The organism is Nostoc sp. LEGE 12447, assembly GCF_015206985.1.
Taxonomy (GTDB): domain Bacteria; phylum Cyanobacteriota; class Cyanobacteriia; order Cyanobacteriales; family Nostocaceae; genus Nostoc.
This window is the reverse complement of the sequence record NZ_JADEXT010000059.1, coordinates 18,989-33,742: the sequence shown is the minus strand read 5'-3', so window position 1 is coordinate 33,742 and position 14,754 is coordinate 18,989. Positions and strand designations below refer to the sequence as shown.

General features: G+C 37.1%; 13 protein-coding genes. 7 read left to right on the top strand and 6 right to left on the bottom strand.

Translation table 11 applies throughout. The features are described from left to right. Nucleotides 1–324: 324 nt before the first annotated feature. Genes IQ274_RS32495 through IQ274_RS32480 form a run of 4 tightly spaced genes read right to left on the bottom strand, consistent with a single transcriptional unit; the run spans nucleotide 325 to nucleotide 4,842 of the window. Nucleotides 325–900 (bottom strand): TniQ family protein, encoded by a 576-nt coding sequence (locus tag IQ274_RS32495; protein ID WP_194144741.1) that lies wholly within the window; start codon nucleotides 898–900, stop codon nucleotides 325–327. A gap of 7 nt (nucleotides 901–907) precedes the next feature. Then, on the bottom strand, nucleotides 908–1,957 hold the full coding sequence (locus IQ274_RS32490) for a TniB family NTP-binding protein (protein ID WP_228058534.1): 1,050 nt from the start codon (nucleotides 1,955–1,957) through the stop codon (nucleotides 908–910). Next, nucleotides 1,941–4,190 (bottom strand): Mu transposase C-terminal domain-containing protein, encoded by a 2,250-nt coding sequence (locus tag IQ274_RS32485; RefSeq protein ID WP_194144740.1) that lies wholly within the window; start codon nucleotides 4,188–4,190, stop codon nucleotides 1,941–1,943. Before IQ274_RS32485 ends, IQ274_RS32490 begins: the two co-directional genes overlap by 17 nt. After that, on the bottom strand, nucleotides 4,183–4,842 hold the full coding sequence (locus tag IQ274_RS32480) for a TnsA endonuclease N-terminal domain-containing protein (RefSeq protein WP_228058533.1): 660 nt from the start codon (nucleotides 4,840–4,842) through the stop codon (nucleotides 4,183–4,185). Before IQ274_RS32480 ends, IQ274_RS32485 begins: the two co-directional genes overlap by 8 nt. Before the next feature lie 419 nt (nucleotides 4,843–5,261). Between IQ274_RS32480 and IQ274_RS32475 the strand changes: the two genes are divergently transcribed. From IQ274_RS32475 to IQ274_RS36985, 5 genes are all read left to right on the top strand, one after another. Further along, entirely contained in the window at nucleotides 5,262–5,852 is a 591-nt protein-coding gene (locus IQ274_RS32475; RefSeq protein ID WP_228058532.1) for a TnsA endonuclease N-terminal domain-containing protein, read from the top strand. Then, on the top strand, nucleotides 5,849–8,095 hold the full coding sequence (locus tag IQ274_RS32470; protein ID WP_194144738.1) for a Mu transposase C-terminal domain-containing protein: 2,247 nt from the start codon (nucleotides 5,849–5,851) through the stop codon (nucleotides 8,093–8,095). Before IQ274_RS32475 ends, IQ274_RS32470 begins: the two co-directional genes overlap by 4 nt. Continuing rightward, a complete protein-coding gene (locus tag IQ274_RS32465; RefSeq protein WP_228058531.1) occupies nucleotides 8,044–9,129 on the top strand; it encodes a TniB family NTP-binding protein in 1,086 nt (361 codons plus the stop codon). The genes IQ274_RS32470 and IQ274_RS32465 overlap by 52 nt, the downstream gene beginning before the upstream one ends. Nucleotides 9,130–9,137: 8 nt before the next feature. Further along, a complete protein-coding gene (locus tag IQ274_RS32460) occupies nucleotides 9,138–9,932 on the top strand; it encodes a TniQ family protein (protein ID WP_194144737.1) in 795 nt (264 codons plus the stop codon). A gap of 533 nt (nucleotides 9,933–10,465) precedes the next feature. After that, entirely contained in the window at nucleotides 10,466–10,681 is a 216-nt protein-coding gene (locus tag IQ274_RS36985) for a hypothetical protein (protein ID WP_228058530.1), read from the top strand. A gap of 69 nt (nucleotides 10,682–10,750) precedes the next feature. On the opposite strand, the gene IQ274_RS32455 is transcribed toward IQ274_RS36985, so the two are convergent. Next, nucleotides 10,751–11,389 (bottom strand): hypothetical protein, encoded by a 639-nt coding sequence (locus IQ274_RS32455; RefSeq protein WP_194144736.1) that lies wholly within the window; start codon nucleotides 11,387–11,389, stop codon nucleotides 10,751–10,753. 175 nt (nucleotides 11,390–11,564) lie between these two features. Here IQ274_RS32455 and IQ274_RS32450 point away from each other — a divergent pair, with 175 nt between their 5' ends. Continuing rightward, entirely contained in the window at nucleotides 11,565–13,163 is a 1,599-nt protein-coding gene (locus tag IQ274_RS32450) for a mechanosensitive ion channel family protein (RefSeq protein WP_194144735.1), read from the top strand. 67 nt (nucleotides 13,164–13,230) lie between these two features. Here the strand turns inward: IQ274_RS32450 and IQ274_RS32445 are convergent, their stop codons facing one another. Continuing rightward, complete coding sequence (locus tag IQ274_RS32445; protein WP_194144734.1) at nucleotides 13,231–13,524, bottom strand: hypothetical protein; 294 nt, start codon at nucleotides 13,522–13,524, stop codon at nucleotides 13,231–13,233. Nucleotides 13,525–13,801: 277 nt separating this feature from the next. Here IQ274_RS32445 and rpaB point away from each other — a divergent pair, with 277 nt between their 5' ends. Continuing rightward, on the top strand, nucleotides 13,802–14,575 hold the full coding sequence (gene rpaB, locus IQ274_RS32440) for a response regulator transcription factor RpaB (protein ID WP_194144733.1): 774 nt from the start codon (nucleotides 13,802–13,804) through the stop codon (nucleotides 14,573–14,575). The last annotated feature ends 179 nt before the right edge of the window (nucleotides 14,576–14,754 follow it).

Sequence of the window (14,754 nt, the reverse complement as noted above, 5' to 3'; positions counted from 1 at the left end):
TCGGTCACTTTATCATTTCAAAACACTACTTTTACTGTTCGGCTACTAAACGTAATAATCCGCTTTTAGACTTCTACAGCGGACAACTTATGGTTTCAAAAACGGACAGCTTATGGTGTAAGTCACAATGCTGTCGGTTGTGGGTTCGCAGATAAGATGAAATTTGAACAACGGAGATATAGGGATTCCAGGCGATGGAATTCGCGCATAAAGTGAAATCGATTGTGGTGTAAGCGTTTGAGGCAAGTAGCGAATTCGCACATAAAGTGAAATTTGCGAACCAAAACTCCAAAACTATAATTTGAGGCATCTTACACATAAATTTTAATCCCTGCTAATCTGCACGGTAGCAAGGCTTTTCTCCAAAGAGGATAAGTATGCAGACAGATTAACTTGGTGAAAGGTAGCTGTTTGTGCAAGCCCTGTACGAAAATCGAAACCACATCGACAACGAGTGACTGCGGGTCTAGACCACTGAATATTTTTGTGGCAACTAGAGCATTGTTTCATCAGTACACATTGATGTATATAACAAGCTGTGACTAGATCCCAATCCCAAATTTTGCGGCAATAAGCAGATTCAGTTAAACAATGTGGGCATAGTTTTTTAGCATACTTATAAATAGCGTATTGCTGAGAATTAACATCTCCAACTAATTGATTAGGAAGAGAAGCCATTACCTTGAGCTGTTCATCGCTCACCTGAATAACCTGACTCAAAGTTGAAGGCTCATAAAGACTGTTAGTGAGAGGAATTCTGCAATTAATATGTAAACCTGCTAGCTGCAAAATCCACTTAGGTGAAGAGTAATAATTACTTTCATTTAATCGAATTAGATAACCAGCTAGACTTTCATCTTCATAGGGAGTTGGAGTTCGTAGCAGCACTCGATTATGCATTTATTCTTCAAGAATTCCTTAATATTTGAGAGGCTCTTAAGTCTTTATATTTAGATTTTAGGCGTTTATTAGTCCCGCCAACTTCTAAGTCTAGAGTTGCAGAGTGAAGTGGCTCAATCTCAAATTTATCAGTGAGAAAAGGATTATTTTTTTCAGGTTTATCAGCTTGAACAAACTTTTCAAAAGCTGCTGCTAAAATATTTAAATCAAGTTTTTCTTGATTTTTATTAAGAGTTAAATAAGTGCCATACCGAACTAGCTTCATCACATGAGCCATGATTCCATCTGATGCATAGTAAAGCCTTCTTGCTGTATATACCTCGGATAAATTGGAGGTTTGAGCTAGAGGTAGCTTTGACTCTAATAAATGTAAAAAAGTCCGAAATTCTGCACCACTATCGGACTGCCATCCAAAAGACGAAAGATAATGACGATTGGCAAAGCGACGGCTGAGTTGAGAATGAGATTTAAGTTTAAGAACTTCTTCAGCCTCGGGCAAGCCAATTAAAATAATTGGCAAGTTTGTATCTAAAATTAAAGTTTTTAACCAATCTGAAACTGTTTTGAGAACTCGTTCTGAATCTCGGTCGATAAAGTGCTGAAATTCATCTAAAATAATTAATTCAACTCTACAATCTTTCAGCAAACCAATTAAACGAATTGTTTGGTTCCCAATTGTACCTTTGTCATAAGCGGGGTCGCCAAGTGTCCATAATAATTTCGTTACTACTGTCTTCACAGTTGCTGGGGAAGGTATGGTTACAGCCAAAATAGGGACAAGTGTGCCATCTTTTGTGACCTGCCTGGGATATTTATTAGCATAAGCTTTGTAGATTGTAGTTTTTCCTACTCCGGTTTGACCGCTAAGAAACATACATTCTGGCTCAGACTTACCTAAAGAAAAATGGTGACAGTACTCTATAGCTGCTAAGACTTCTTGAAGTCGAGGGTAAAGAACATAAATGTTATTAATAATTTGGAGCTTCTCGGCCAAACTAATTTTCAAGATATCTTGGCTACTTGCATCGTCGCTAATTTCCTTATTTGGGTAAACCAATACTCACCTCCCAACCAGTTAAATCTGGCTTCCAATTATCAATTTCAATCACAGATTCTTCAGAAGGAAAAATATTCTCTATCTCTTGAGGATTAACGGATGTTTTATTTTTCTGGCGTTTGGGAGTTTTGGGAATTTTATTATCAGAATTGTTTAGTAATTCTTGGTTATGAGTTTTGAGTTCAGTTTGTTGATTATCTAATAAGTTTATTAAGGAATTATCAGGATTGCCTAAGTCAGATATCCCTGCAATTTCACTACTTTGGTTAAATAAATTTGATAATTCTTGCTCGGTCTTTATCTGATTATTTCGGCTTGGGCTGTAATGGTTTTCATTGTTAAATGTAACTTCATCTACTTTTAAGTCATCACGTCCAATCCCTAGCCATCTAGCCATCGATTTACGCGTTTTACCTTTAGAAGACTTTTGCCATTCACGCTCCACAATTTCTTGAATCTTCTGTTTAGCTAAAGCCAAAGCTATAATATCAACTCTTTTTGACTCAATAGCTGCTAGGTTTTTAATAACTTTGTGTTGCCAAAGAGTCAGACCCTGAGTGTATTCCTGATTCATCGCTGGTACAACGATAAACTGATGGCTATTGGGGTCAAGGACATAGATTGTTGATAAATCTGTGGGGTCATACTTAATAGTGGCTTTTTCTCTTTCTCTCAAGCCACCTTGCCTTCTGTTGTCTTCTTTTTCATAATTTGAGCGTAGTCTAGCCAATTCAGAACTGTTATAATAAAGCCCATAAAGCTCTACACCTCTTCTAGTAATAACTCGCTTTTCTACGGCTCCGACTAATACTCTTAAATCCTGGAGATTTAGAGGTAATGTGGGCGGATATTCAGCTATTCCTTTTGACCATATTTCGGCTCTAGGCGTACAAAATTGAGAATGATACTTCTGATTATGAATGTCTACAATAAAGATGTGAATCATCTCTTGTAGAGCTTCAAGAGAAACCACAGCATTCTTTTTTGGGTCATAATCATACTGATTTGTAAATTCCTGAAATAATGCCCCTGGTTGTCCCTGCAATAGCTGGGTATTATAACTACTAAACGTCCTTTCTACGCTACTTTTATACCAAGGCATATAAGGAGGTGTATATTGGATGCTTATCCCTAATTGTTGACAAGCATCTTGAAAGTGTTGGCTATAAAATTCTTTTCCATTATCAACGACAAGAATTTCCATTATTCCATAGGCATTCCAGTCTTTTGTGACCGAAGGAAATTTATTTTTTACATAATCTTTTGGGTGAATTGTATGGAGTAAACACTGCATAACAGAAAGCGAACTGAAAGGCTCAAAGCTCAGGTAATATCCAACAATAACTCCTGAATATTTATCAACAGCACTGGTTAAAGAGGGTGTGCCAATGGGCATTCTTGTATCTGTATCAACAACAAAGAAAGGCAAAAGTGTATGGTCAATTTCAACTCTTTCTAAAGGACGAGAGGGTCGCGGTCCTTCTTGAACGGGGTCATACATTAAACTGGCAGTTCTCTTTCCATAACGACCAACTATTTTTTCAATCGTGTCTAATTGTTGAATTTGGCGGTAAATGGTGGAGCGATGAGGAATAGAGAGAGTGGCTTGCCTGTTTGATTTCCTTAAATTATTTTCTGCCAGAATCCGACAAATTACGACATCATAGATACTGGCAATATTAGGACGTTCAGGAGTTAGATATACTTCGTTAATAACTTCTTTTATTAATTGATATACTTCTGGGGCTATTTTGGGCTTAAAGTTACCTTTTGCTTGATGTTGAGGAATTAATGAGCGAATATTCCCACCACTATGGCGATATTCTTTTACCCATCGATAAAGAGTAATATATGAAGGGGGATGTTTATCTTCAATTTTTTCGGCAACTTGCTGGATAACTGGTGTCAGGGAAGCAGAAGTATATGTTGATATTTTTTGTTCTAAAACTGTTAAAACATATTTTTCTTTGCGTTGAGCTTCCGCTTTCAGATGTTCAGGAATTTCCGAAAAATCTACTGCTTGCCAGGAATTAACAGTTTCAGTTTCGTCCGAATTTTGAAAAGTTAACTGACCAGTGAAGAAGTATTGGACTAATTCTTTTTCACTTAGCGAATTAATTTGACTAGTGGATTTTTCAAGTAACTTAAATTGGTTGCCTGTTTTCTCTTGGATAATATACTCACGATTATGCAGCCACAAGTGAATTCCTTCTTGGAATCTGACTCTAGTCATTTTCCTTGCCTCCCCGCGAGATAGGCTGTGAGGATAAATAAATAGGACTATTATCCTTTAGTTTAACCAATAAATCAGTTTTTAAAAATCCCCCAAAAATTAATTTTAATAAAATGGGTTTATCAATCCCTTGAGGCTGTAGATCCTTGATAGCTTTCGCTAGAGTAATTGCTGATTTTGAATAAAAATATTGATGACAAATAATCAGGTGTTGAAGTGTTAAAAGGATATTGGCATATCGATAGAGAAGTTTAACGTTATTTAACAGAGAGCCTCTGCTCATCATTTCATCAGTGATCATGGCAAATTCCCACCCACGAGACTTCAAAGTTGAAGCTATTACTGGAAATTTTTTGACATTTTTTTCATCATCAAGCCAAGTTGCTGGCTTAATTTCTACAATTTGTTGTTTTGACTGCCTTTGCACTAAAAAATCCGGGGTGTACCGCCGTACTTTGTCATCTAAAATGTAAGAAATTTTGAAGGGTTGAGTTTTGTAGGAGACGACATCTGGGTCAATTTCCAGAAGATACATATAATTTCTTTCATTCAGAGATTCGTACCAAACCAAAGAGCGCATCTTGAAGCTGAAGAATCTACCTATGTTTTTCTTCGTGCCTGTATTGGTAATTTTTCTTGCCAAGCTAGTCAAGTTGCGTTCCTACGGGATGTTCAGTATCCCTGATGTTGAATGTTCCTAATTTCACATAAAGTCCAGTTAATTTCTGTGATTAGTTACACCATTTCACTTTATGCGCGAATTCGCTAGCTGCCTCAAACGCTTACCCCACAATCGATTTCACTTTATGCGCGAATCTCGGTGCCTGGAACCCCTATAACTTCGTTGTTCACATTTCATCTTATCTGCGAACCCACACGGTTCGCAGACAAAGTGAAAATTGTCGCGGACTATGTGAAAAATTGTCGCAGACTAATTGAAAATGAGCGTGGAGCAATTAGGCTGGAGAGGTTATCACTAGATTGGGGGCAAGAAAGCCTTTGGCAAACGGGGTGAGAAGAATCACCAATAGTGGATCAAAGAAAATTATTGGTAAATTCCCCAGTTTGAAGATGGACACCATCATTTGGTGGGAGTCCCAAATTGAGCGAGATTACATTTATCTGCTAGAGATTGATCCAACAGTCCAGTCATACAGGGGCCAGCCATTCAAAATAACTTATATCTCAAAAGGTGTAACTAAAAACTATACCCCCGATTTCTGGGTACAAAGAATAGGGCAACAACAGGTGATAGAAGTCAAACCTGCATCCCAGGTTAATGACCAAAAAAATCTTGATAAATGGAGACATATCAGCCATTTATGTGAAGAGCGGAGCATGAGATTTATGGTAGTGACTGATACAATGATTCGGCAGCAACCTAAACTGGATAATATTAAGCTGTTATACAAGTATGCCCGTAGTCCATTTACACTACAACAATACTTAGACTGTCAATGTTATTTCACTTCCAGAGAACCAACGCCTTTCAAACAGGTGTGTCATGATCTAGAGCGAAAAGGAATATATCCTAACCTATTATTCAAACTACTGTATTTTGGCTGGCTGTCAACAGATTTAATGGAATCTATAGGTGCAGCAAGTCTAATTCAACTATCTCAATTTAAGGGTGATGTTCAAGCATTACTTTTGGATGTATGAATAGATTCCAAATCAGACCTGGACTTCATTTTTGGCTAAAAGGGCGCGAATACGTCATTAAACAGCAGTTAGCCAATGGTGAATTACAGATATGTGAAGTCCTTACCGAAGTCTTGTCCAGAATTACATATACAGCTTTAGTTCAGTTGCTTTTTAGGGAAGAATTAGAACTTCAATCAACAGAATCTTTTGGTGTTGTTGGACGAAAAGGAAATGAGACTCAAGCTGATTTTACTCAACTTCCTGAAGAAATTCGCTTTGAAGCTAAAAGAAAATACAGTTATGTAAGCTTTGTTTTAGAGCAAGATATACCTCAAAGGACTCCAGCTAGTCTGCAACCGATTATTGAACAAGTGTCAGAACAAATTAATGACCTTAATCCGCCAAATTGGTTAACAGTTTACCGTTGGCTAAAAGCTTATGAAAGCTCAGGTCAGGATATTCGTTCATTAGTTCCTAAGCATAAATACAAAGGAGATTACCGACCCAAACTAGAGAAAGAAGTAATTCAAATTATTGATAGGTGCATTCAAGAAATCTATTTAAATCCTTCTCGACCAGATATGGCAGATGTACATGATGAAATTCTGCGCCAAATTAGGCAGGAAAATCTTACTCGTGCAAGCATTGGTCAAAAAGCTTTAGAAATTCCACATCGTTCAACTATTTACAGATTTGCATCTAAATTAGATCCATGTGTAGTCGCTAAAAAACGTTTAGGCAACCGTATAGCCTCTCAAATGTATGACCCAGTAATGAAGGGCCTACGCCCGAATCGTCCTTTAGAAAGGATAGAAATTGACCACACTAAACTGCCATTGTTTGTAGTAGACGCAGAACATCGAATGCCTATTGGCACCCCTTGGTTAACTTCTGCTGTAGATAAGTATTCAGGAGTCATACTAGGGTATTACGCCAGTTTTGAACCTCCGAGCTATTTATCGGTAATGCAATGTTTGCTACACGTTATCCGTCCCAAAAACTATCTAATCGAAAATTTCCCAAGCGTAGTAAATACTTGGGACACTTATGGACTGCCAGAAGTGATTGTGGTTGATAATGGAAAAGAATTTTATAGTACACATTTTGAAGATGCTTGCTTATCTTTGGGAATAGCTATTCAATATTCACCACCCAGAATGCCCTGGTACAAAAGTTCAATAGAACGATATTTTGGTGCAGTAAATAGTCAACTTTTGAGTGACCTACCAGGGAAAAGCTTCTCAAACTTTATGAAGAAGTATGATTACAACCCTCTGAAAAATGCCGTGATTTCTTTTGAAGCACTGCAAGAAATTCTACATATCTTCATTATCGATATTTATAACCAAAGTTCTCATCCAGAATTAAAATCGCCTCGGACATCTGTGTGGTCAAAAGCTATCCAAGAGTTTCCTCCAGCTTTACCAGGCTCTTATCAACAACTAAAAGTATTAGTGGGAAATATAACCACACGCAAAGTCACTAGAAGGGGGGTAGAGTTTGAAGGACTTATCTACAATAGTTTTGAATTATCTCGCTTCCGTTCATCAGCTTTAGCATCAGAAAAAGCAATTGTTAAATATGACCCTACAGATTTATCTCAAATCTATGTTTTTGATCCAACAATTCATCAATTTTTATCTGTTCCTGCTCTCAGCCAAGAATATACTAAAGGGTTAAGTATTTGGCAACACCAAGTAATTAAAAAACTGGCACGTCAAGAAGCTGAAAAAGTCGATATTATAGCATTAGCTTTAGCCAAAGAGCAGATTCAAAAAATTGTTGAGCAGGAATGGATGTCATCAAAGAAAGGCAAAACCCGTACTGCTATGGCGAGATGGAAAGGTATTGGTCGTTCAGGGCTGAATACAGGAGACTTTGAGTTTTCTAAAGATGAGCAGCCTTTGAATAATGATATGCCTATAAATTCAATTGATCCTTCTTCTGTTACTATACCAAAGAGTGAATTTTCAGTAATGTCAGGCATATCAGAGCTTGGTAGTGCATTCAATAATGAATTTTCATCATCCTCAATTGAGGAAAATAGAGAAAAAATAGAAGTTGAAAATTTTAATAACGTTCAAAGCCCATCTTGTAAAGACAGTGGAGAGAATTCAATAAAACCAAATAGGAGAAAAAGCTCACCCAATCAAAAACTTAATGTCGAAGTTAGTGATAACATCTCTGAAAATTTAGGAGAAACTGCTTCATGGAAGCCAGACTTATCTGGTTGGGATGTGAGCATTGGATTACCTTCATAAAAATTATTAGTATGCCAAAAATGCCAAAATCTTTGTCAAAGATGACTTTATCAGAAAAGCTATCCATAGCTAATAATATTTATGTTGCCTATCCTCGATTTAAAGAAATCTTATCTGCAATAGAGGATTGCCATAATTTTTCTAATCTCAAAGATGAACCTGAATGCTTATTCTTAAAGGGGGAAACTGGAGCAGGTAAAACTACTATTTTTAAAAGCTATGCTCAAAAATATCCCAGAATTGAAACAGATTCCGGTACTATTGTAAAATTATTGTCTGTGACCATTCCATCTCCAGCAACCGTCAAAAGTGTTGTGAGTAAGCTGTTATGGGAATTGGGAGATCCTGCTTATGAAAAAGGCACCATCAGCAATCAAACAATCCGACTAATTGGATTGATGAAAGATTGTGGAGTTTCTTTAGTTTTTTTAGACGAGTTTCAACACTTTATTGATAGGGATTCAGCCAAGGTTCTCAGAACAGTATCAGATTGGCTGAAAAATTTAATACTCGACACAAAGGTACCGATGGTACTTATTGGATTACCTGAAGCTGAAGCAGTTTTTAAATTTAATCCTCAATTAAGCCGAAGATTTGCTAATAGACATAATCTTAGTCCTTTTTCTTGGACAGAGGATTGCGGAAAAGAATTTCGGACTTTTTTACACGCAATAGAATCGCAGCTTCCCCTTGAATTAGAATCAAATTTAGCTAGTGAGGAGATGGCTTTTCGTTTTTACTATGCTTCTGATGGAATTATAGCTTACGTAATGAAGCTAGTTCGTTATGGAACTTACTTGACATTAACAGAAGGTTTAAACAAACTTGATTACCCGGTTCTGGCTAGGGCTTTTGAAAAATATGTAAGAGCTGATAAGCCTTACAAGAAAAACCCTTTCCTTAACGATGATTGTTTAGTAAATCTAGAAAAAAAAATATCTTTAAACGAATCTCTGGTTAATATAGGAAGTACTAACCAAAGAATTAAAACTAAAAAGAGAAATCAAAAGGCATCGGATGTTCTGCATAAATAATATTAAACGTGTGTGCCAATAAAAAACTTTTGCGCCGACCTCGCCCGTATATAGATGAGAGTCTCATTGGCTATATTGCTAGACTTGCAGATACTAATTATTACCCTTCTCCAAATTATATTTTAAAAATTTCTCAACTGAGAGTCACAGGAATATATAGTAATATTTTTATCTCTAAAATTGATGATTTATGCATCCTTAGTCAGATCACTGAAGTAGAAGACAGTATTCTTTGGGCAATGGCATTTTCTTCAACTAATTCTTGCAGCTCTGCATACATCTTCACAAGCGTAGTCAAAGCATTTGGCGAAAATATTTCTACCTCCTTATTTAATAAAACTGGGGCCAGATTTTGCCCTATCTGTTGGCAGACCAAAGCTTATTATTCTCAGGTTTGGCATCTATCTCGTGTCACAGTATGTCCATTTCATAAATGTTTTTTGATTGATACTTGTTACAACTGTAATAATAAAATCAAGTTTTTAAGACCGAGATTGTTCAAATGTCAATGTGGCTTTGATTTACGTGATTCTCAAATAAATATCGCCAATATCGAAGAATTTGCTCTGTCTTTCCAGATTTACAAACTGTGCCAAGTACCTGAAATAGAATCTATTAATTACAATAGTCAAATTCAAGATTTAGAAGCTGCAAAATCGAACAAATTAAATAACCTTTCCGATTACAATTATGATTTATTTGAAGGTTTGATAGCAAAAGAGCCAAGAGTTAGAAATGATACATTTTTTCCTTTTCTTGGATTAGAAAAATTACTTAATTTTCGGACACAGATGTTGGAATAAATCACTAAGACTAAGTACACGTCATCGTAAAAAAGGGTTGTAAATGAAAATTGCCATGCCTATAACGAGCGGAGATATCACACTAGACGCTACTCATAAAAGTGAATTCCGTACCTCATTTAAGGTAGGCTGTACTAAGGTTAAGATAAAAATACTACAATACAGTTACGTGCAGAGTCAAAGGAAATTTTCAATTAGTCTGCGAATTTGGTAGGAAATTTTCAATTAGTCTGCGACAAATTTTCACTTAGTCTGCGACAACACAAGCCAGAAACCCTATTCTTCCGTTGAGAATTTTTCACTTAGTCTGCGAACCGACAATGCGATCGCTGACTGAGCATATTGGCAACGAGAATAGAAACTATTGCGCTGCCGATGAATTTTGGTTATCCCTGGTATCGCTTGTAATGCCTAAGTCAAGCAATACACAGGTGAAGTGTTAACTTCTAGTTATAATTAGCCGTAACTTATTATAGGCACAATGCAACTCTAGCTTTGACTTGGTGCAAAGATAGTTTACAAAAGTTGCTCAGGTGGTTGCCTTAGTCTATGGGAATAAAAAAGTTCAACAATTTCTGTTAAGTGCTTTACCCCGCTCCAAGCATCCGTCCAGAAATCGCTTGAAAGAGCCTGTACGCCGTACCCACGCTACGTTATTACTAGAGCGATCGCCACTTCGCCACTGGCTCATGATGGTTACGCCATCGCTGTTAAGCTCTTCAAAGATTTTTGGTCTTATTTCCCGGTAACTCTATTATTATCCAGTCATCAGTAATGAGGAGCATATTTTCCAGTGTTGTAGAGTTTATTGTTCTTGACTAATAAATTTCGTCTTCTTCATCTAGCCAATCTTCATCCCAGAGAAGTTGACTGTAAACCTTAGTAGCTTGAGATATTTTTAGGTTGTGAGCTGCTGTCACACAATTTCTTGGTTGCCAGCCAATGAGGGTGTATCTCCCATGTAAATGTCTGACAGCATCTTTGCAGTCATTAATTACTGGAATATCTTCTTTGATATATTTCCGCAATTGGATTCCTAAACGAATTGCCTCCATTTCATAATTGTGAAAATAGGGTTCTTCAACATCAGGTGTAGAAATTAGCAATCCTCTCACCCAGGCATGACTTTTATAGATAGCCTTCGCTACAACTAAATTGACTTGTTTTGGTGTCCAGTTGCTCCTTTGTAAAAAGTTATCTATTGCTGATTCATCATCTAAATCTATATCGACGTTAGATTCTGAAAGTATTTCCGAGATATCTGTATTTTCTAGGAACAGTTCGTACCACTCTTGAAAAGTTTCGGGACTAAATAGTTTTCTGGCTTCTTCAAATGAAATTTTCTCCCATCCAGCATCTGTAACTATTTCGTTACCAGTAGGAGCAATGAACAGATTTTCTTCTTCTACCATCCAAGGGAAGGGTGGATTGTGATTTTTTCTCTTTCGTTTACCCATTGAACTGCTATAGAAGATCACTCTTATTATCCTGTCTCCTATCCTACCTGACAAATTGAGTGTCTCTAGTCCATGAAAAGCGATGCTAATAGAAACCATTACAAAAATAATTTGATTTCGAGGAAATCTAGTTAAGATTAATTAGCAAAAGTAAAAATATTGGGTTAGAGTCTTTATGTTTGATTTTCATCGTTTGCGACTGCCATTAAAATATTTAAATATTCTCATTCCAGTACTAACTTTTGTTTTAGTTTTCTGGTTCACTCCTGTTGTTGCTCAAGCACTAACTAAAGCTCCAGTTATTTTGGATGGACAACAGCTTTTTCAGATCAGCGATTCTGGTCAGTATAGCGCTCAAGAACGGACAAATTTAATCAACTCACAACTAAAAAATGTGATTTCCGCTTCTGAGTCTATTCAAGTTAAAATTGAAAAACGCAACCAGCTACCTACTATTTTATTAAATGACCGCTATCTGTTAACAGTTACACAACAAGATACTTTACCAGGTAGTACACTTGATGAGCAGGCTAACATTTGGGCACAGCAAATTGAAGGAGCGTTACAGGAAGCTCATTTAGAGCGAACTAAAACCTATCTTCAACAAACAACTTTTATAGCAGCAGCAATTTTACTCATAACTGTAGGATTTAGTTGGCTATTGGGATGGATTAAGCATCAATTTATTCGAGTAGCTTCACTTCGGTTAACAACTAGCAATGCCATACCTAATTCGGAAACACTTAAAGTATTAGAATTATTTTTCAAATTAGTGTTGGCGAGTATGCGTATCGGACTTTGGATGAGTGCGATTCTTTATATCACTAATCTCTTTCCTTTCACTCGTCAATGGAGCTACCAAATTTCAAATATCCTGATTACCAGTTTCACCTCACCGATTCTGACATTGGGAAAAAATCCTTATTCTCTTACTGAATTAATAGTTTTGGTTGGTTTGTTGTTTGGCTTAGTTATCTTTGCTGGAACGTTAACCAATTTTTTACGTTCTCGGATTCTCTCTTTTACTGTCATCAATCGTGGCGCTCAAGAAGCGATTATAATACTTTTAAAATATGGTCTAATTTTTATTGGCACACTGGTATTGCTACAAATCTGGGGGCTTGACATTAGCTCTTTGACAATTTTAGCAAGTGCTTTAAGCGTTGGAATTGGCTTTGGTTTACAGGATATTGCTAAGAATTTTGGCAGTGGTTTAGTACTAGTATTTGAGCGTCCCATTCAGGTTGGAGATTTTGTGGAAGTTGGGGAATATACAGGTATTGTCGAGCGAATCGGTGCCCGAAGTACCGAGATTCGTACTCTTGACCACGTTTCAATCATTGTACCCAACTCTCGCTTCTTGGAAAAAGAAGTAATTAACTGGAGCCATCGCAACCCGATTTCTCGCCTTCATCTCCCCGTTGGCGTTGCCTATAGCTCAGATCCTAAAGCAGTACAATCTGCTCTGTTAGAGGCTGCTTCTAAGCATCCCAATGTATTGCAGACTCCTTTGCCTCTAGTACTGTTTAAAGAGTTTGGCAACAATACCTTAAATTTTGAGTTATTAGTCTGGACTGCGGAACCTAATAAACAATTTTTGCTCAAAAGTGATTTATACTACATTATTTACGAAGTATTACAGCAACGAGAAATTGAAATTCCTCTTGCTCAGTTAGATTTACATCTGCGTTCTGGTAAGTTGGAATTTACCCCAGAAATGCAGTTAGCTTTAATACAGATGGTTGAAGATTATCAAATCAGGAGTCAGACATAGATTCAACCAATCCAATTGAAAAGGGTACAGAGGGTATAGATGCATGAGCGCTCGTAATCATGGGGGTCTACCCACAAAAATCATCTACCCGAATATCACGCCAAATATCAGAAATCTGCCAGCCTGATTTGCCCACCGATTGCACTGGAGGATTGTCAAGGAATGGAACATAGTCAGGAACTTTAGGCTCTGAAATTGCTACTGGTTTCTCCTCAACTTCAACCACAGGGGCAGTAGAATTGACAGTATTAGCTTGAAGAAGTTGGTCTTCTGCCTCCTCGATTAACTTCATCTGTCTCAGGGTAAGCTTGTCGGATTTTTTGATGATCTTCTTGGTATCTATATCATTAGAAGTTTTCATGTGCTGTTCCTTCAAAGGCATTGGCTCAAAATTTGGATGAGTAAATTTGGGAGAAGTTAGGTATAAATAATTTGCACGGAATTAACAAGGTACACCAAATCTATGGGAAATACGAGTCCCAAATTGTAAGAATTTATTAATTGTGTACAAATCTGTTTTCGGGTAGATGTCCCAGCATAATCTGTTGCACAGATGCAAGTATTAAGCGATCGCTTCTTAATCATGACTGTAACTCAAGACTGTTTTGTGGTTTTGACTCCTAATGAGCAGATAATGGATGGTTGAGAGTTCTCGCTCATTAGGAACAGCATTGAGAAACTTATCAGGTGATAAAGGAAAAATCCTGGTAGTAGATGACGAAGCCAGCATCCGCCGGATTTTACAGACGCGGTTAGAAATGATTGGCTACAGCGTAGTTACAGCTAGTGATGGTGAAGAAGCTTTGTCAGCTTTTCGCTTGTTGACCCCTGATTTAATAGTTCTAGATGTAATGATGCCAAAGCTGGATGGCTACGGTGTCTGTCAAGAATTACGGAAACAATCAGACGTACCAATTATTATGCTAACAGCCTTGGCAGATGTAGCAGACCGAATCACTGGGCTGGAACTCGGTGCTGATGACTACATGACGAAACCTTTCTCACCCAAGGAACTGGAAGCTCGAATTGCCTGCGTACTAAAGCGGCGCTCCCACAAAAGTAGTATAAATACTATTCCTAACTCTTTTATAATCCATGTGGGCAATCTCAAAATCGATATCAATAAGCGGCAAGTTCATAAAAATGAGCAACGCATTCGGTTGACAGGTATAGAATTTAGCTTACTAGAGTTGTTAGTGAATGATTCGGGAAAGATTTTTTCGCGGTTAGAAATATTACGGCAATTGTGGGGCTTTGTACCAGAGATGAATACAGACACCCGTGTGGTAGATGTGCATATTTCACGATTACGGACAAAGGTAGAATCCGACCCCAACGATCCAGAATTTATTATCACAGCAAGAGGTAATGGTTATTTTTTCTCACGAATTGTTGAATCAGAACAGGAATAATAGAAAAATATGAGTAAGTTCATCTTAATTACAGGCATAACTAAAGGTCTAAGCGGGAGGGAAGAGGATTTGACTACTTCCAAAGAATAAACTGAATTATTACATAAAGCTATGCTGTAAGATTTAGAATATTTATTTCAATGATTTATCACAAATTACGAGTGATTATGTTAATGTTT